The 17,980-nt window shown below is 34.5% G+C and carries 17 protein-coding genes and 2 pseudogenes; 12 read left to right on the forward strand and 7 right to left on the reverse strand.

The window, feature by feature from the left end; translation table 11 throughout:
• Window positions 1–9 precede the first annotated feature (9 nt).
• Window positions 10–1,773 carry a ribonuclease E/G gene (locus AAGD95_RS01120; RefSeq protein WP_265034605.1) on the reverse strand — a complete coding sequence of 588 codons (1,764 nt, stop codon included), beginning with the start codon at window positions 1,771–1,773 and terminating at the stop codon, window positions 10–12.
• 149 nt (window positions 1,774–1,922) lie between these two features.
• On the opposite strand from AAGD95_RS01120, the gene rpmG reads away from it, so the two are divergent.
• Window positions 1,923–2,123, forward strand: a complete 201-nt coding sequence (gene rpmG, locus AAGD95_RS01125) for a 50S ribosomal protein L33 (protein ID WP_265026429.1) — start codon at window positions 1,923–1,925, stop codon at window positions 2,121–2,123.
• 64 nt (window positions 2,124–2,187) lie between these two features.
• Entirely contained in the window at window positions 2,188–2,424 is a 237-nt protein-coding gene (locus tag AAGD95_RS01130; RefSeq protein WP_341818611.1) for a helix-turn-helix domain-containing protein, read from the forward strand.
• Between the two features lie 65 nt (window positions 2,425–2,489).
• Here AAGD95_RS01130 and AAGD95_RS01135 read toward each other — a convergent pair whose 3' ends face one another.
• Window positions 2,490–3,371, reverse strand: coding sequence for a zinc ABC transporter substrate-binding protein (locus tag AAGD95_RS01135; protein ID WP_341818612.1), 882 nt, complete (start codon window positions 3,369–3,371; stop codon window positions 2,490–2,492).
• Between AAGD95_RS01135 and AAGD95_RS01140 the strand changes: the two genes are divergently transcribed.
• On the forward strand, window positions 3,363–4,103 hold the full coding sequence (locus tag AAGD95_RS01140; protein ID WP_265026426.1) for a metal ABC transporter ATP-binding protein: 741 nt from the start codon (window positions 3,363–3,365) through the stop codon (window positions 4,101–4,103). The two genes, AAGD95_RS01135 and AAGD95_RS01140, sit on opposite strands and share 9 nt — an antisense overlap.
• Window positions 4,100–5,530 carry a 2-polyprenylphenol 6-hydroxylase gene (gene ubiB, locus AAGD95_RS01145; protein WP_341818613.1) on the forward strand — a complete coding sequence of 477 codons (1,431 nt, stop codon included), beginning with the start codon at window positions 4,100–4,102 and terminating at the stop codon, window positions 5,528–5,530. Before AAGD95_RS01140 ends, ubiB begins: the two co-directional genes overlap by 4 nt.
• 49 nt (window positions 5,531–5,579) lie before the next feature.
• Here ubiB and AAGD95_RS01150 read toward each other — a convergent pair whose 3' ends face one another.
• Entirely contained in the window at window positions 5,580–5,717 is a 138-nt protein-coding gene (locus tag AAGD95_RS01150) for a hypothetical protein (protein ID WP_341818614.1), read from the reverse strand.
• Between the two features lie 15 nt (window positions 5,718–5,732).
• Between AAGD95_RS01150 and AAGD95_RS01155 the strand changes: the two genes are divergently transcribed.
• Window positions 5,733–6,584 (forward strand): IS982 family transposase, encoded by an 852-nt coding sequence (locus AAGD95_RS01155; protein ID WP_410542088.1) that lies wholly within the window; start codon window positions 5,733–5,735, stop codon window positions 6,582–6,584.
• A 99-nt stretch (window positions 6,585–6,683) separates the two neighbouring features.
• Here the strand turns inward: AAGD95_RS01155 and tyrS are convergent, their stop codons facing one another.
• Window positions 6,684–7,934 (reverse strand): tyrosine--tRNA ligase, encoded by a 1,251-nt coding sequence (gene tyrS / locus AAGD95_RS01160; RefSeq protein WP_341818616.1) that lies wholly within the window; start codon window positions 7,932–7,934, stop codon window positions 6,684–6,686.
• 170 nt (window positions 7,935–8,104) lie between these two features.
• On the opposite strand from tyrS, the gene AAGD95_RS01165 reads away from it, so the two are divergent.
• Entirely contained in the window at window positions 8,105–8,680 is a 576-nt protein-coding gene (locus tag AAGD95_RS01165; protein ID WP_341818617.1) for a transposase, read from the forward strand.
• On the opposite strand, the pseudogene AAGD95_RS01170 reads toward AAGD95_RS01165, so the two are convergent.
• Window positions 8,677–9,527 (reverse strand): annotated as a pseudogene (locus AAGD95_RS01170) (IS982 family transposase). The gene AAGD95_RS01165 and the pseudogene AAGD95_RS01170 overlap by 4 nt on opposite strands.
• A gap of 179 nt (window positions 9,528–9,706) precedes the next feature.
• On the opposite strand from AAGD95_RS01170, the gene AAGD95_RS01175 reads away from it, so the two are divergent.
• The gene (locus tag AAGD95_RS01175; protein ID WP_341818873.1) at window positions 9,707–10,033 is read left to right on the forward strand and encodes a transposase; all 327 of its coding nucleotides are present in this window, start codon (window positions 9,707–9,709) and stop codon (window positions 10,031–10,033) included.
• Between the two features lie 165 nt (window positions 10,034–10,198).
• On the opposite strand, the gene hemJ is transcribed toward AAGD95_RS01175, so the two are convergent.
• Window positions 10,199–10,627: a protoporphyrinogen oxidase HemJ gene (hemJ, locus tag AAGD95_RS01180; protein ID WP_265026302.1), complete on the reverse strand. Its 429-nt coding sequence runs from the start codon at window positions 10,625–10,627 to the stop codon at window positions 10,199–10,201.
• 65 nt (window positions 10,628–10,692) lie between these two features.
• Here hemJ and pdhA point away from each other — a divergent pair, with 65 nt between their 5' ends.
• Both pdhA and AAGD95_RS01190 read left to right on the forward strand, forming a co-directional pair.
• A complete protein-coding gene (gene pdhA / locus AAGD95_RS01185) occupies window positions 10,693–11,673 on the forward strand; it encodes a pyruvate dehydrogenase (acetyl-transferring) E1 component subunit alpha (RefSeq protein WP_341818618.1) in 981 nt (326 codons plus the stop codon).
• 349 nt (window positions 11,674–12,022) lie between these two features.
• On the forward strand, window positions 12,023–12,928 hold the full coding sequence (locus tag AAGD95_RS01190; protein WP_341818619.1) for an IS982 family transposase: 906 nt from the start codon (window positions 12,023–12,025) through the stop codon (window positions 12,926–12,928).
• 464 nt (window positions 12,929–13,392) lie between these two features.
• Here the strand turns inward: AAGD95_RS01190 and dapE are convergent, their stop codons facing one another.
• A complete protein-coding gene (gene dapE / locus AAGD95_RS01195; protein ID WP_341818620.1) occupies window positions 13,393–14,589 on the reverse strand; it encodes a succinyl-diaminopimelate desuccinylase in 1,197 nt (398 codons plus the stop codon).
• A 121-nt stretch (window positions 14,590–14,710) separates the two neighbouring features.
• Here dapE and AAGD95_RS01200 point away from each other — a divergent pair, with 121 nt between their 5' ends.
• From AAGD95_RS01200 to AAGD95_RS01210, 3 genes and pseudogenes are all read left to right on the forward strand, one after another.
• Window positions 14,711–15,667: an IS5 family transposase gene (locus tag AAGD95_RS01200; protein ID WP_341818621.1), complete on the forward strand. Its 957-nt coding sequence runs from the start codon at window positions 14,711–14,713 to the stop codon at window positions 15,665–15,667.
• A gap of 129 nt (window positions 15,668–15,796) precedes the next feature.
• A pseudogene (locus AAGD95_RS01205) lies at window positions 15,797–16,647 on the forward strand (IS982 family transposase).
• 40 nt (window positions 16,648–16,687) lie between these two features.
• Window positions 16,688–17,944 carry an iron-containing alcohol dehydrogenase gene (locus AAGD95_RS01210; RefSeq protein ID WP_341818874.1) on the forward strand — a complete coding sequence of 419 codons (1,257 nt, stop codon included), beginning with the start codon at window positions 16,688–16,690 and terminating at the stop codon, window positions 17,942–17,944.
• The last annotated feature ends 36 nt before the right edge of the window (window positions 17,945–17,980 follow it).

Here is a 17,980-nt window from a genome sequence, read left to right on the forward strand (position 1 = left end):
GAGTTCTAATTAGTTATTAGAACTTAAAAGGCGCGAAAGCCACTTAGTCAGCCAAAAATTGCCTCGTAGTTTATTTGAATTATCAGCTTCTTCATTGCTGCTATCCCCAATTTGGTATCCAGAGTTCTGTAATGGCTTATAATCGTTTAAATTAACATCATCTCCTTGTTTTAAAACAAATGTATTTACATCTAAACTGTTATCAATACTGACGTTCAATGTAATATTAAACTCTTTTTCGATTGTAGAAACTGTATTCCGTTTATTATTAAAAATATGCGCTATAACTGCACTGTGCGCTACTAAATCAAAAGACTTATTTCGATTCTTATTAGCAATATGTTGTAAGTCCCTTAGTATCGATGCAACAATTACTTCGTTTGATTTTACTCTTCCAGTACCTTTGCAGTGTAAACACTCTGTAGTATTAATTTCTTGTATGTTTGGTTTGATTCTTTGTCTTGAAAATACCATTAAACCAAAGTCATTTATGTAGCTAAATTGAACCTTAGCTTTATCATCTTTAAACGCTTGCCTTATAGCAGACTCAACAGCTCTGCAATACTGATATTTCAACATATCAATAAAATCGACTACTATTAATCCTGATAGGCCCCTAAGATTCACCTGTCTTGATATTTCAGGTACTGCTTCCATGTTGGTTCTATAAGCTGTTTCTTCTATGCTATCTTCTCCTGTCATCTTTCCTGAATTTACGTCTATTGAAACAAACGCCTCAGTTAAAGTTATTATCAAAGACCCACCAGATGGCAATTCTACTCTATTGCTATATAACTCAGAAATTTGATCTTCAATTCCATAGTAAGTAAAGATCGGAACATAACCTCTATACAATCTATAGCGCAATTTACTACCTTTTAGTGCATTGTTAGCATATTGCCTAACTGCTTCAAAAGCTTCCTTTCCAGACACTATAACTTCTATACCATCGCTACAAAAATCACGAACAGATCTCATAATTACATCTGCTTCGTTGTAAATTAATGATGGAGCGTTTACAGAGAAGGCATTTTTCTGAATGTTCTGCCATAATGAGGATAAGTAATCGTAATCCTGCTCAATTTCTTTCTTACTTTTTCCTGAACCAACAGTTCTTACTATTAAACCTGATCTTTTTGGCAAGTTTATTAAATTTAGTATATCCTTTAACTGCTTTCTGACATTAGCATCTTCAATTCTGCGGGACACTCCACCTTTGCTCATGGAATTTGGCATGAAAACACAGTATCTACCCACTAAAGTTATGTATGTTGTAAATGAAGCTCCTTTATTGCCTCGTTCCTCTTTAGTTAGCTGAACCAATATTTTTTGATTTACTGAAATAACATCTTGTAATTTATATTTTTTATATAAAGGTACCTCTCTTACAAAACCACTACCTGACTCGTTGACATTCTTACTAGCTGCAGAATCTGAAGAAATATTTGCTGGGGCTTCTTCTGTACAATCGTCATTTGAGTAGCTCTCAAAGATAGTTTCCTTTTCTTTTTCTGGAATATTGAAGTAATCTAGAGATATCTCAGAAAAAGACAAAAAACCTTGCTTATTTTTTCCATATTCAATAAATACGGCCTGCAAAGAAGGCTCTATACGCTTTATATAAGCAACATATATATTACCTCTTAATTGTTTTTTTTCCTTGAATTCTTGTTCAAATTCTACAACCTTATTATTAACTGATAAGGCAACTCTTACCTCATTAGAACAGGTGGAATTTTCTATCAACAATAACCTTTTGCCACTATTTGCCACTTATTTACCGTTTGCTTTTTATTCTGAAGTTAACTTTATGCTACTTAATGCACTGTTGATTGTCAAGAATTTTACGATCTGCATTATTCGGTTGACTTTTAGTGTTTTGCGTAATAAACTCGCATAGAATTTATTATATCATTATAAGTATGACGAAAAAAAATGCTTCTTTGCTTGTTAAGTTAGTCAGCACTGCAATCAAGACAACAAAAACTGGTGAAGAAAAGTCAACTGGCTATTTTTATGTAAAAAAGCGTAATCCAAAAAAGCTCACCAGAAAACTGGAGTTTAGGAAGTATGACCCAGTAGTCAGAAGGCATGTGTTATTTAAAGAAGAAAAACTAAAGTAATTTTTTTATAAGGAATTTTATTATTATGCAAAATTTACAATTAAGTTATCCTATAATAGTAGAGTTGGGGGATGTAAAAGATACAAAACTGAAATTAATAAAGATCATTGCACAATTAATAAGTAAGCAGTACACAACACAGAAAAAAGCAGCAAACGCTCTAAAGATTGATCAGCCTAAAGTATCTCAAATCAATAGATCAAGAGTCGAAGGGTTCTCCTTAGAATACTTGCTTAACTTATTGATTGCATTGGGCCAAGACATAAACGTAAGAATAAAGCATAATTCTAAACCTGCATAATATGTAAAGGACAAATGGTAATTTAAATTGCAGAACAATAAAACGGTAAGCTAAAAGGGAGCTTATTACTCAACAAAACAAGACTTAAAATTTTGTCCAATGCTATTGATTATAGCTAGATATGCATCTTTTCCAGGCTCTATGTCTGATCCAATAGGATCAAGAACTACCATTTTTGCGTTATTAGAAAGGGCATTAGGCTTTATGCTATCTTCCTGTGAATGAGCAAATATACATTTAACGTTTTCTTCCTTCATTATCTTTTTTAGCTTCATTAAACTCTTCATACCTATGTAAGAATCCTCTTCTATAGAAAGAATGGCGCTTGGGTGATTTAAACCAAAATATTTTTCAAAATATTGATAAGCATCATGAGTGACGATGTATTTTTGATTTTTAAAATCATTCAGTTCTTTCATGATTTCTTTTACTTCTTGGTCTATTTTTTTTATAGCTTTTGTTGCATTAGAGTTGTATCGATGGGAATTTTCTTTATCTATGTTAGACAATGTTGCACTTATAAAAAGTATCATGCTCTTTGCATTTTCGGGACTCAGCCAAATGTGTAGGTCTTTTTCATCTTGAATATTAGTGATTTTTCTAGAAAATGAATGTGGCCGAGCAGGAAGTAGGTTGATTGCCTTTGACAATTGCACTAGTTCTTTATTATTTTTAGCGAAAGTTTGAACAAACGTCTCTAAGTTATCGTCAGTGTAAAATATGACATCACTTGATTCCAAATTACTCGCATCAGATGGCTTTAATATATAATTATGCGCAGATGTTGCATAGCCAAGCAATTCCGGTTCTAAAATCCCTTCTGTAACAGAAGCCACAAGTGAGTGGATAGGTTTGATTGTAGCTACAACTTTTAAATTGGATGAAAAAGCAATATTATAGTATAGTGTAAATGAAAGTAATAGAAAAAAAGTCAGTAAATGTCTCATATAAACGTTGAGAAGAAGTTAAATTTTGTCAATAAGTTAAATAATGTCAATAATCATGTTCTAAAAATAGAAAATCTTGCTCTCACATATGATGGTAAAAGAATCCTTGACAATATCAATATGTTCATGGAAAGAGGAGACGTAATTACAATACTTGGTCCAAATGGTGGAGGTAAAACCTCTTTAGTGAAAGCAATTGCTGGCATAAATAAAAGCTGTACTGGTAGTATCGTATTTGCTGACAACATAAAAATTGGCTATATGCCGCAAAATTTTAGTGTTAGTAATTTGATGCCAATAACAGTTGAATATTTCCTTTTAAATAGTTCCTTGAAAAGACCAAAGAAAAATCAATCCATTATTACAGAAGCGATAGAGTTGGTTGGTATCGGTAACATTTTGAAGAATCAAGTGTTAGAAATTTCTGCAGGGCAAACACAACTACTACTGCTTGCACGTTGTTTAATCGCAGAGCCTGACTTGATCATTCTAGATGAACCAGTTAGTGCAATGGATATTAACGCACGGGCTAAGTTCTATGATATTATAAGCAAAATAGCAAAAAACCGATTAGTGTCGATTCTTATGACTTCTCATGATCTTAACTCTGCTCTACCATGCTCAGATTACATAATTTGTATAAATAATACTGTCTACTGCCAAGGTAAGCCTGGTGAGATTATGAAGAATAAAACCCTAAATGAAATCTTTAGCAGTTACGCAGCGAAATGATTCAAAATATTTTGCGTCTTCTGCACATAACTACAGTGCTGACGCGTTACAATATATTACCTTATTTACTTCCACCATCAAAGAAATCAATAAATAAGATACAAGGCCATAAACTAAAGCGTGCTCTTGAAAAATTAGGTCCGGTGTTCATTAAGTTTGGGCAGTCTATCTCATCACGTACTGATGTTTTAAATGAGGATATAACAAATAACTTGTTATTGATATGTGATAGATTGCCATTGTTTTCACATAAAATAGCAGTTAAAACTATAGAAAGTGAGTTTAATTGTAAATTGAGCGACATTTTTTCAAGCTTTTCTGAAAAGCCAATTGCAGCAGCATCGATTTCTCAGGTGCATAGAGCGGTTACAACTGAGGGTAAAGAAGTTGCTGTGAAGGTTTTAAGGCCAAATATTGAGAAAACATTCTCAAGGGATATAAAGATGCTTTCTTGGCTTGCGGAAATTGCAGAAAAATTTAGCGAACAATCAAAAAGGCTGAAGCCGATTGAATTAGTCAAAACTTTTGCTGAAATTTGCCGATTAGAGTTAGATCTACGTTTTGAAGCTGCTCACTCTTCGGAACTAAAGGAAAACACAAAAAATGACAGAGGTTTTTACGTACCTGAAGTAGATTGGAATAGAACTTCGAAAAAGGTTTTAACATTAGAATGGATAGAAGCAACGCCAATATACGAAGTTGAAAAACTGAATAATCGTAAGCAAATAGCTATCAACCTTATAGAATCGTTTTGTAATCAGGTATACAGGGATTGTTTTTTTCATGCTGATATGCATCCTGGAAATCTAATGGTTGATAGTAATAACAATATTATTGCCCTGGATTGTGGAATCATGGGTAGAATAGATCGTGAGACATGCTATTACGTTATAGAGATACTCAAAGGCTTTTTAAATCGGGATTATGATCACGTTGCAAAAATGCACTTTAAAGCTGGTTATGTTTCATCACAGCATAGAAATTTTGTCACAGCTTGCAGGGCAATAGGTGAACCCATTATTGGGCAGCCTATACAGAAAATTTCATTTGCTAGTTTACTTGCTCAGCTATTAAAAATAACGGGTGATTTTGATATGAAAGTTCAAACACAATTGTTATTGCTGCAGAAAACTATGATTTTACTAGAAGGGACATGTAGAAAGATCTACCCAGAAATCAATATGTGGAAAGTAGTTGAAGCGTGGATAAGCAGTCAACATGAAAGTAAAATAGGGTATAGGGAAAAAATTAGAAGTTCTTATCCCATAAAAACAATCCAAGGGATATTTAGCCTTATAGAAAAATTAAACCTAATAGCTGATAAAAAATTAGAAAACATCCAAGTTAAAAATAAATCAAATGGAAAAGTCTATTTTTTACTGTGGTCTGTAATTATAATTCTAGTCGTTAAATTTTTAATTTCTTAAACTATGGGAAAAAACTGCGTCAAACCCAATTTTTGATTCAACTTAATTTTTAATCTGCAGGAGTCGAGTTGAGAATGTCCAATTTTCCACTTTCTTTAAAACGCGAATTCTGGATTAAAGGAGAATAGAAAAGGCAAGAAAACAGGGTAAACTCAGCAGTTATAAAAAAACAGATGAGGTTAACCATGGAAGATATAACAAACTGTTTTGTTTGGTCGATGATTTTTGCAGAGATATAGAGAAAAATTTTGCAGGTAAACTACTGCCAAATGGTAAAAAACCCACAAGAACAACGGAAATTGAGCACTCCGAAATCATGACAATAATCCTGCTATATCAACAATCTCCGTGTAAAAATTTCAAAACTTTCTATCTACATTACCTAACGTTGCTCTACAAATCAGAGTTTCCAAAGTTGCCTTCATATACCAGGTTTGTTGCTCTAAAGCCTAGGGTTTTGTGGCATTTAGCAATGTTGTTGCATTGGCTTTGTGGACAGTCAGAAAACACTGGAATTTCATATATAGACACAACTCCCATTGCAGTTTGTCATGCAAAAAGAATATCCAAAAACAAAGTTTTTGCTGGAATTGCAAAATTAAGCAAGAGTACTTACGGCTGGTTTTTTGGTTTCAAATTACATATGGTAATCAATGAAAATGGTGAAATTCATTCACTTACGCTAACAAAAGGCAATGTTGATGATAGGATACCTGTGCCAAATCTGACGGAAAAATTAACCGGCCTTTTGTTTGGTGACAAAGGTTATATTGCAAAAGAGCTTTTTCAGAAGCTGTTTGACCGAGGTTTGAAACTTGTTACCAAGGTGAAAAAAGGTATGAAAAATGCATTGATTTCGCTAAATGAGAAGATTTTACTGAGAAAAAGGTCTATCATTGAGACTGTTTTTGGTTACCTAAAAAATAGACTAGAAATTGAACACACTCGCCATAGATCCCCTGTTAATTTTTTGGTTCATATCTTTTCTACTCTCATTTCCTATTCCATCAAATCCAAAAAGCCTTCTATTTCCTATACTTTCTTCCTTCCTTAATCCAGAATTCGCGTTTATAATACAGTCTCATTTTTGCCTCCTTATTTCATATATAAAGCCCTCAATTTTCTAATATATCCTTTCTTCCATAAAAATTTATTAACCCACCACGACTTTTATATGGCGTTTCTTTCCTGCAGACAGTTTTATAAATGACCGACCTTTGAAGCTCTCGGAATTTATTATATAATTAACGTTGTTTATAATATTATCATTAACTTTGCATCCATTGCCCTGTATTAAACGCTTTGCTGCGCATTTTGAAAATTCCAAACCGGTGTCACGCAGTAGGTTTACTAAGGATATGCCGCTTGCAACTTGTTCTTTTTTTATGATGTAATCAGGAAGTAGTGAGCTATCTTCATTCTCAAAAGCAGAGACTGCAGCAGATCGTGCGAGTGCCGCTTCTTTGTCACCATGACATATTTTTGTCACTTCTGTTGCCAAGACCTTTTTTGCTTCATTTATTTCTTGATCCTTTAAAGATTCTAGTTTTCTAATCTCATCAATTGGCACATCAGTGAGCAATCTTAAAAAACGTCCAACATCTTGATCATCAACGTTGCGAAAATATTGCCAGTAGTCGTAAGGTTTTAGCATATCGCCATCGAGCCATATTGCTCCACTTTCAGTTTTGCCCATTTTTTTTCCTTGTGCATTTAATAAAAGAGGCGTAGTAAGGCCAAACAGCTCAGGTAAATTCAACTTTTTTCCAAGCTCAATTCCGTTTACTATATTTCCCCACTGGTCTGACCCTCCAATCTGCAGACGACAATCATATTTTTTGTTTAATTCAGTAAAGTCGTAAGCTTGCAATAGCATGTAATTGAATTCCAGAAAGCTTAAGGTTTGCTCTCTATCTAGCCTGGTTTTCACACTATCAAAACTTAGCATACGATTTACAGAAAAATAAGCTCCTATATCACGCAAAAAATCTATGTATTTTATACTATCCAGCCAGTCTGCGTTATTTACTATAACTGCACCAGTCTTTCCATCATCGAAAGATATCATTTTCTCCAATGTTTTCTTTATACTAGATATATTTTCGCTAATATCCTTGATAGATAAGAAGCTTCTTGCTTTATCCTTACCGGATGGGTCGCCGATTTTCGTTGTGCCACCTCCAAGTAAAACTATCGACTTGTAACCAAATTTTTGCAGGTGGCGGAACATCATAATATGCATTAGATGACCAATATGAAGACTTGGTGCTGTGCAATCAAACCCAATGTATGCGACTATATGATTATTTTCGTATAATAGCTGATCTAACCCTTCAATGTTTGTACATTGGTATAGGTACCCTCTTTCTTGGATAAAATTTAAAAACTCGGACTTGTGTTTCATAATCTTTTTAGTATGTTATTTTATATGTGAACATTGTCATTGAAGATATCGATGATGATGTCATTCCAGCGCGTGACGCTGGAATGGCTTTGTTGCATAGCAACCGAAAAAATCTGGTGGCTACTGACAAAATTCATTATAAATAACCATTTAACTGTTGAAGAAAAAATATGCCACAGAAAATGAAAGTCAGTAACCAAAACGAATATAACAAATTCCTTGAAAAAAGGGGAAATATTTTTCGTTACATCGATGAAGCTATCGAAAATTGGTATGAAAATAGTCCAAAAATGCAGGGCGGCAACTATATTTACAGTGATAAAGTCGTAATTTTGGTGCATATAATTGTCAATCTTTTTAGAATTGGTTTAAGACAAACGGTGGGGTTTATAAAAGGATATCTGCAACAAATAGGAAAAAATTTGGCAGTTATCAGCTATTCACAAGCATCAAGAAGGTTTAAAAAACTTAATATTAAGATAAATGATTGCAGGGTTGATAAAAGCAACATGGAAAATATTGAAATTATCATAGATAGCACAAGTATCAGCATTTACAGTAACACTCCTGGCCACAGTAAGGAAAACAGTGCAGATAGAAAGTACCGAAGCTACGAGCAAGTAAGAAAGTTACATGTTATGTTAAGTGTAAATAGTAAAAAAGCTATAGCTGCAAGATACAGTAATGGCTTCTACTCTGACCACTATGGAGCTTGCGATTTGCTTGAAACGCGAATTCTGGATTAAGGAAGGAAGAAAGTATAGGAAATAGAAGGCTTTTTGGATTTGATGGAATAGGAAATGAGAGTAGAAAAGATATGAACCAAAAAATTAACAGGGGATCTATGGCGAGTGTGTTCAATTTCTAGTCTATTTTTTAGGTAACCAAAAACAGTCTCAATGATAGACCTTTTTCTCAGTAAAATCTTCTCATTTAGCGAAATCAATGCATTTTTCATACCTTTTTTCACCTTGGTAACAAGTTTCAAACCTCGGTCAAACAGCTTCTGAAAAAGCTCTTTTGCAATATAACCTTTGTCACCAAACAAAAGGCCGGTTAATTTTTCCGTCAGATTTGGCACAGGTATCCTATCATCAACATTGCCTTTTGTTAGCGTAAGTGAATGAATTTCACCATTTTCATTGATTACCATATGTAATTTGAAACCAAAAAACCAGCCGTAAGTACTCTTGCTTAATTTTGCAATTCCAGCAAAAACTTTGTTTTGGATATTCTTTTTGCATGACAAACTGCAATGGGAGTTGTGTCTATATATGAAATTCCAGTGTTTTCTGACTGTCCACAAAGCCAATGCAACAACATTGCTAAATGCCACAAAACCCTAGGCTTTAGAGCAACAAACCTGGTATATGAAGGCAACTTTGGAAACTCTGATTTGTAGAGCAACGTTAGGTAATGTAGATAGAAAGTTTTGAAATTTTTACACGGAGATTGTTGATATAGCAGGATTATTGTCATGATTTCGGAGTGCTCAATTTCCGTTGTTCTTGTGGGTTTTTTACCATTTGGCAGTAGTTTACCTGCAAAATTTTTCTCTATATCTCTGCAAAAATCATCGACCAAACAAAACAGTTTGTTATATCTTCCATGGTTAACCTCATCTGTTTTTTTATAACTGCTGAGTTTACCCTGTTTTCTTGCCTTTTCTATTCTCCTTTAATCCAGAATTCGCGTTTGAAGAAGTTAATTTTCAGCACAAAATAAAAGCATTATATGCAGATAGGGCATACGATAGGCACAAACTTTATAAATTGTGTAAGAAATACGATATAAAGACAAAAGTTCTACCAAAAAAGGATGCAGCAGAACATTCAAAAATAGATTATATGTCTGACAGAAATGCTGCTATTAGGTTAATAAAATTATATGGACAAGATGGTGTAAAAGAGTGGAAAAAGAAAGCAATTTATGGAAAGAGATCTTACATAGAAGGATTTTTCTCAAGGTTGAAGCAAGTATTTGGATTTAGCTTTAGGAATAAATCTGAAGTAAATCGTGAAAAAGAATTACTAATTAAGTGCTATTTGCTCAACAAATTCACTGATATTGGTATGGCTAAATTTGAAATCATTACATAAATTTGTCGTAAACCATCACTGCTTAAGGTGCTATGCAACAAAGCCATCCCAGTGTCACGCACTGGGATGACAAGAAAGGGAGCACTGGAATTTTTATTTCAGTATTGTACATTAGCCATGCATCTGAACAGATACGAGCTTTCTGCTTTTTTTGGGTAAGTTCAGTCAAAAAGGTTTTACAACAACCATAATAACTATAACTATTATCAATACTGTAACTGCTTCATTTAAAACACGAAAATAAACGTGTTTTTTTTCATTTGAACCCATTGCAAAATCTTTTCTGTATTTTGCAAGCAGTCCATGAATAGCAAACATAAAAAATAATGCTAGTGCTTTCACATGGAACCACCCTTCGCGATATGCTTCTCTTATAATCATTAATGTCATTCCCAAACCAAGTGAGAAAAGCATTGCAGGGTTTATGATATATCTAAGTAGCCTCTTTTCCATTGTTTGAAGCAAGCTATCATTTTCCGATCCCGGTTTTACAGTTGCGTGGTAGACATAAAGCCTGGGTAAATAAAGCATACCTGCCATCCACATAATGACGGAGATAATGTGAAAAGCTTCAAGCCAGTGGTAGTAATCCATTGAGATTTATTACAAAATGTTAAAAATTTCTGATATTATTTTAGTTTAATGAAAAAGAAATCGATATGAAAGCAGAAAATTTCACTAAAGAACAGATAATTGGATTCTACAGGAAAATGCTACTCATACGCAGATTTGAGGAAAAAGCAGGACAATTATATGGGATGGGATTAATAGGCGGGTTCTGTCACCTATCAATAGGACAGGAAGCAGTTGCAGTTGGAACTCAAGCTGCATCAAAATTAGGTGACGCTTTTATCACAAGTTATAGAGACCATGGCTTAATGCTCGCATGTGATTCTGATCCAAATGTTGTAATGGCAGAACTCACTGGCAAAGAAACAGGATGCTCGAAAGGTAAAGGTGGTTCGATGCACGTATTTGACGTTGAAAAAAAATTCTTCGGTGGACATGGAATAGTGGGAGCACAAGTTCCAATTGGCACAGGAATAGCATTTGCTAATAAATATAAGAAAAAAGATAACGTGGTATTCACGTATTTTGGTGACGGTGCTGCAAATCAAGGACAAGTATATGAATCATTTAATATGGCAGCTTTGTGGAAGTTGCCTGTGGTTTACATCATAGAAAATAACGAATACGCAATGGGAACTTCTGTGCAAAGATCAACTTTAGTAACAGAGTTATATAAAAGAGGAGAAAGTTTTGGTATTTCTGGAAAACAAGTTGATGGAATGGATTTTTTCTCTGTTTATGCGGCTACAAGCGAAGCAGCGGAACACACACGCAGCGGAAAAGGGCCTATCCTGCTTGAAATGAAGACATATCGATATCGCGGCCATTCGATGTCAGATCCTGCTACTTATCGCTTAAAAGAAGAAGTTGAAGATATGAAGCAAAATCATGACCCTATAGGCACTTTAAAGAAATACATGATAGATAATAAAATTGCTTCAGAAGAAGAATGTAAAGTAATTGATAAGGAAGTACGTGATTTAGTAAAAAAGTCGGAAGATTTTGCCAAAAATAGTAAAGAACCAAGCGTTGATGAGTTGTATACTGATGTTTATAAATTTGTTAGCTAATTTTTTTATCCAGAACTGTACGAACATTGTAATAGTAAACGATGTCATCCAAGTAGCTCCTTCTCCCATCATCCAAGTGCCCTCCTTTTTTTGTCATCCCAGTGCCCAGACACTGGGATCCAGCTGAGTTGGTGAGTATAAAAGTATAGCTAACGCAAGCTCTACGTAATACCACCGCGAACCGTCATACCGCGATTCATTCGCGGTATCTTAGCATAGATCCCGCTAACAAGTAGCGGGATGACGGTTGTCAGGCTAGCCTGTCATCCCAGTGCCCTGACTACTTGGATCCAGGAAAAAGAATGGTGTCATCCAAGTAGCCTCCCTCCCCTATCATCCCAGTGTCCCTATGAACGCGAATTCTGGATTAATAGATGAGGTTAACCATGGAAGATATAACAAACTGTTTTGTTTGGTCGATGATTTTTGCAGAGATATAGAGAAAAATTTTGCAGGTAAACTACTGCCAAATGGTAAAAAACCCACAAGAACAACGGAAATTGAGCACTCCGAAATCATGACAATAATCCTGCTATATCAACAATCTCCGTGTAAAAATTTCAAAACTTTCTATCTACATTACCTAACGTTGCTCTACAAATCAGAGTTTCCAAAGTTGCCTTCATATACCAGGTTTGTTGCTCTAAAGCCTAGGGTTTTGTGGCATTTAGCAATGTTGTTGCATTGGCTTTGTGGACAGTCAGAAAACACTGGAATTTCATATATAGACACAACTCCCATTGCAGTTTGTCATGCAAAAAGAATATCCAAAAACAAAGTTTTTGCTGGAATTGCAAAATTAAGCAAGAGTACTTACGGCTGGTTTTTTGGTTTCAAATTACATATGGTAATCAATGAAAATGGTGAAATTCATTCACTTACGCTAACAAAAGGCAATGTTGATGATAGGATACCTGTGCCAAATCTGACGGAAAAATTAACCGGCCTTTTGTTTGGTGACAAAGGTTATATTGCAAAAGAGCTTTTTCAGAAGCTGTTTGACCGAGGTTTGAAACTTGTTACCAAGGTGAAAAAAGGTATGAAAAATGCATTGATTTCGCTAAATGAGAAGATTTTACTGAGAAAAAGGTCTATCATTGAGACTGTTTTTGGTTACCTAAAAAATAGACTAGAAATTGAACACACTCGCCATAGATCCCCTGTTAATTTTTTGGTTCATATCTTTTCTACTCTCATTTCCTATTCCATCAAATCCAAAAAGCCTTCTATTTCCTATACTTTCTTCCTTCCTTAATCCAGAATTCGCGTTTTAAACGCTTGACAAGCAAGATTTAGCTGCTTTTAATTGCAACTAACTTACGCTGCAAATGTTTAAGAAATTTACCAAGCAGAAAAAAAGACAAAGAATCCCCGAGTTAGCTAGTCTTTTACTATCTCTGTCGAGTATTGGCATTTTTTGATGTCTTGTAACGCTTTATAAGCGCGTTCAGCTTATTTAGATAAAAATCTAGATGTAGATGAAGTTTTGTAAAGACATACAGTATCTATATACTGCAAAAAATTAAACATAAGACGCCGATACATTAAGTAATCCTTACCTTTTAATCTGCAGATTGGCGAAAGCAAATACAATAGCTTCAGTTTCATGATAAGGGGGCTGGCGAAGGGTGTCAAGCAAGTTTTTATAGCTCTCATGGTTTTTGGATTCTAACCTGGAATGATACTAGTTGTTACTCAAACAACAGTTATGCAAGAGAGCTAAGCTAACAATGGACCACTAGATATATTACTAACTACGTTGACCTGATTCACTATTTTATTAGTGGGATTGAAATAATTTTCTATAAATTCCTTATATATAGCTGTTAACTTGTGTATATCGTCTACTAATACGCATTCGTTTATCTGATGTGCGGTTTTGTTGATTATACCAAATTCAATCACTGGACAAACATCTTTGATAAACGCAGCGTCAGATGTGCCACCACTTGTGCTCAGCGCAGCATCAATACTGGTAACTTTATTTATTGCATCAAGCATAATATTAGTATTCCTATCGGGAGTAGAGAGGAAAACGTCCCTGCTGCTATGCATAGAAAGCTTATAATCGTTAGTTACACTAGAGCATATTTCATCAATCAGCTTATATAGGTCACCAGGTGTTTGTTCATTGTTATATCGAATGTTAAAACGTGTAGTTGCTGAACCAGGTATTAGATTGCTAGTATTATTTCCAACATCGATAGTAGTAACTTCGCAATGTGAAGGCTGAAAATATTTATTACCACGATCAAAAGTAGTATTTTTTACCTTACTCAATATCGATATTACCTTATATATTGGATTATCTGCTAGGTCTGGATAGGCAACGTGCCCTTGTTTTCCATGGCAAATTAATTCAAATGTTACAGAACCTCTTCTGCCTATTTTTATGGTATCACCTAATTTCTCACTACTGGTTGGTTCAGCAACCACAGAGAAATCCACCTTTTTTTGCTTACTTTTCATCCATTCCAAAACTGCCTTTGTTCCATATTCTTCCGTGCTTTCTTCAGCACTGGTAATCAATGCACTTATTGAACCATTGAACTGAAACTTCTCTGCAATCAAATTTACCATAGCAGCAATAAACGCAGCTACTCCGCTTTTCATATCAGCCGCCCCTCTTCCATATAATATACCATCCCTCACTTCTGGATTAAATGGACCAAATGCCCAATCTTTTAATTGACCTGGTGGCACAACATCAACATGCCCAGCAAAGCACAAATTTGGTACTCCATTTATATATTTCGCATAAAGATTTTTAACTTTATCACCAAATTCTAAAATTTCACAATCAAAGCCGCTCTTCTTGAAGATTGTTGCTATATACTCTATTGCCCCGCCGTCCCTTGGTGTTATACTCTCAAAAGAGATCAATTTCTTAGTTAGCTCTACAGGGTCAATTTTCATGTCAATCTTAAAATACTTATAACGCGAATTCTGGATGGCTTTGTTGCATAGCAACCGAAAAAATCTGGTGGCTACTGACAAAATTCATTATAAATAACCATTTAACTGTTGAAGAAAAAATATGCCACAGAAAATGAAAGTCAGTAACCAAAACGAATATAACAAATTCCTTGAAAAAAGGGGAAATATTTTTCGTTACATCGATGAAGCTATCGAAAATTGGTATGAAAATAGTCCAAAAATGCAGGGCGGCAACTATATTTACAGTGATAAAGTCGTAATTTTGGTGCATATAATTGTCAATCTTTTTAGAATTGGTTTAAGACAAACGGTGGGGTTTATAAAAGGATATCTGCAACAAATAGGAAAAAATTTGGCAGTTATCAGCTATTCACAAGCATCAAGAAGGTTTAAAAAACTTAATATTAAGATAAATGATTGCAGGGTTGATAAAAGCAACATGGAAAATATTGAAATTATCATAGATAGCACAAGTATCAGCATTTACAGTAACACTCCTGGCCACAGTAAGGAAAACAGTGCAGATAGAAAGTACCGAAGCTACGAGCAAGTAAGAAAGTTACATGTTATGTTAAGTGTAAATAGTAAAAAAGCTATAGCTGCAAGATACAGTAATGGCTTCTACTCTGACCACTATGGAGCTTGCGATTTGCTTGAAGAAGTTAATTTTCAGCACAAAATAAAAGCATTATATGCAGATAGGGCATACGATAGGCACAAACTTTATAAATTGTGTAAGAAATACGATATAAAGACAAAAGTTCTACCAAAAAAGGATGCAGCAGAACATTCAAAAATAGATTATATGTCTGACAGAAATGCTGCTATTAGGTTAATAAAATTATATGGACAAGATGGTGTAAAAGAGTGGAAAAAGGAAGCAATTTATGGAAAGAGATCTTACATAGAAGGATTTTTCTCAAGGTTGAAGCAAGTATTTGGATTTAGCTTTAGGAATAAATCTGAAGTAAATCGTGAAAAAGAATTACTAATTAAGTGCTATTTGCTCAACAAATTCACTGATATTGGTATGGATAAATTTGAAATCATTACATAAATTTGTCGTAAACCATCACTGCTTAAGACGCGAATTCTGGATTAAAGGAGAATAGAAAAGGCAAGAAAACAGGGTAAACTCAGCAGTTATAAAAAAACAGATGAGGTTAACCATGGAAGATATAACAAACTGTTTTGTTTGGTCGATGATTTTTGCAGAGATATAGAGAAAAATTTTGCAGGTAAACTACTGCCAAATGGTAAAAAACCCACAAGAACAACGGAAATTGAGCACTCCGAAATCATGACAATAATCCTGCTATATCAACAATCTCCGTGTAAAAATTTCAAAACTTTCTATCTACATTACCTAACGTTGCTCTACAAATCAGAGTTTCCAAAGTTGCCTTCATATACCAGGTTTGTTGCTCTAAAGCCTAGGGTTTTGTGGCATTTAGCAATGTTGTTGCATTGGCTTTGTGGACAGTCAGAAAACACTGGAATTTCATATATAGACACAACTCCCATTGCAGTTTGTCATGCAAAAAGAATATCCAAAAACAAAGTTTTTGCTGGAATTGCAAAATTAAGCAAGAGTACTTACGGCTGGTTTTTGGTTTCAAATTACATATGGTAATCAATGAAAATGGTGAAATTCATGCACTTACGCTAACAAAAGGCAATGTTGATGATAGGATACCTGTGCCAAATCTGACGGAAAAATTAACCGGCCTTTTGTTTGGTGACAAAGGTTATATTGCAAAAGAGCTTTTTCAGAAGCTGTTTGACCGAGGTTTGAAACTTGTTACCAAGGTGAAAAAAGGTATGAAAAATGCATTGATTTCGCTAAATGAGAAGATTTTACTGAGAAAAAGGTCTATCATTGAGACTGTTTTTGGTTACCTAAAAAATAGACTAGAAATTGAACACACTCGCCATAGATCCCCTGTTAATTTTTTGGTTCATATCTTTTCTACTCTCATTTCCTATTCCATCAAATCCAAAAAGCCTTCTATTTCCTATACTTTCTTCCTTCCTTAATCCAGAATTCGCGTTTATACTGCTATATTGTAAACACTCTATGCACTATTTAAAACAAATATTACATCAAACCGAACAAACTTTTCTAAGGGAAATAATAACAGATTACTACCTTGCTGATGATATCTATGAAATATGCACACGACACGGAAATGACGTCTTTCTAGTTGCAGATGAAAATACAGCAAAACTTTTAAACAAAAACGTATTTAATAAAATTTCTCATTTAATTATTCCAACCCCACCTGCCATTCCAGTGTCACGCGCTGGGATGACATCAGGTAGAGAAATGACACCAAGCAGAGCTGCCTCTCTTGAAACCGTAAATCTAGTGAGAAACAAAGTAAAAGACAGTGACTTAATAGTTGCATTTGGTAGCGGCACCGTTAACGATATCTGCAAATATGCAAGCTACCTCGAGAAAAAAGATTATATATCCTTCCCAACAGCCGCTTCTATGAATGGATATACATCCGCAAATGCTTCAATATTAGTAAATGGATATAAAAAATCGTTCAAAGCACATCTTCCAAGAGCGATATATATAGATATAGACATACTTACCAATGCACCACTGCGCCTCACATTAAGCGGATTTGCAGATTTCATTTGCCGTTCAACAGTTCAGGCTGACTGGCTACTATCTCATTTGTTGCTTGGCACAGAATACAATGAATTACCTTTTACACTTGTTCGCGATTTGGAGCAAATTTTGCTAAGAGAGTATACGGCGCTTACTAAAAGAAGTAGAAAAGTGGTCCTATTACTTATGGAAGTTCTATTAATTTCAGGACTTGGAATGGTAATATCAAAAGGCAGCTATTCTGCAAGCCAAGGAGAGCATATGATAGCTCACGCAATGGAAATGGTAACAAGAGATCATTCCTCACTACATGGCGAAAAAATTGCTGTTACGACGATTACCATGGCTAATTTGCAGGAAAAGATATTATCAATACAAAACCCGATTATCAAACCGACCACTTTAGATGTAAAACATATAACTCAGTGCTTTGATAATATCGAATTTGTAAAAATTCTAGAACAGAAGCAAATTCTGCAGCAAAAAATCCAAGAGATTATTTGTAAAGAATGGCATAATATTTCCAGTTTAATTAAGCAAAATTTACTACCTGCAAAACACCTGCAAAAAATATTTGAAGATCTATCAATTCCACACTTACCAGAGCACCTCAGTTGGAATAAAGAACAATATTGTAAAGTGGTCGATCTTGCGTTTGTAACAAGAGATAGATTCACCTTTCTTGACCTGGCTAACTGCATAGAAGAAAGTTAAGTTTTGTAGTGACATTCTGTCATTTAAAGGGATCAT

It is taken from the genome of Wolbachia endosymbiont (group B) of Ennomos erosarius (assembly GCF_964026905.1).
Taxonomy (GTDB): Bacteria; Pseudomonadota; Alphaproteobacteria; order Rickettsiales; family Anaplasmataceae; genus Wolbachia.

What these genes read in the sequence shown, in the direction of transcription:
- dapE (WP_341818620.1), bottom strand. Translation starts at nt 14,589, where the DNA reads ATGAAAATTGACCCTGTAGAGCTAACTAAGAAATTGATCTCTTTTGAG.
- AAGD95_RS01200 (WP_341818621.1), top strand. Translation starts at nt 14,711, where the DNA reads ATGCCACAGAAAATGAAAGTCAGTAACCAAAACGAATATAACAAATTC.
- rpmG (WP_265026429.1), top strand. Translation starts at nt 1,923, where the DNA reads ATGACGAAAAAAAATGCTTCTTTGCTTGTTAAGTTAGTCAGCACTGCA.
- AAGD95_RS01210 (WP_341818874.1), top strand. Translation starts at nt 16,688, where the DNA reads ATGCACTATTTAAAACAAATATTACATCAAACCGAACAAACTTTTCTA.
- pdhA (WP_341818618.1), top strand. Translation starts at nt 10,693, where the DNA reads ATGAAAGCAGAAAATTTCACTAAAGAACAGATAATTGGATTCTACAGG.
- AAGD95_RS01165 (WP_341818617.1), top strand. Translation starts at nt 8,105, where the DNA reads ATGCCACAGAAAATGAAAGTCAGTAACCAAAACGAATATAACAAATTC.
- AAGD95_RS01150 (WP_341818614.1), bottom strand. Translation starts at nt 5,717, where the DNA reads ATGGTTAACCTCATCTGTTTTTTTATAACTGCTGAGTTTACCCTGTTT.
- ubiB (WP_341818613.1), top strand. Translation starts at nt 4,100, where the DNA reads ATGATTCAAAATATTTTGCGTCTTCTGCACATAACTACAGTGCTGACG.
- hemJ (WP_265026302.1), bottom strand. Translation starts at nt 10,627, where the DNA reads ATGGATTACTACCACTGGCTTGAAGCTTTTCACATTATCTCCGTCATT.
- AAGD95_RS01140 (WP_265026426.1), top strand. Translation starts at nt 3,363, where the DNA reads ATGTCTCATATAAACGTTGAGAAGAAGTTAAATTTTGTCAATAAGTTA.
- AAGD95_RS01135 (WP_341818612.1), bottom strand. Translation starts at nt 3,371, where the DNA reads ATGAGACATTTACTGACTTTTTTTCTATTACTTTCATTTACACTATAC.
- tyrS (WP_341818616.1), bottom strand. Translation starts at nt 7,934, where the DNA reads ATGAAACACAAGTCCGAGTTTTTAAATTTTATCCAAGAAAGAGGGTAC.
- AAGD95_RS01190 (WP_341818619.1), top strand. Translation starts at nt 12,023, where the DNA reads ATGAACGCGAATTCTGGATTAATAGATGAGGTTAACCATGGAAGATAT.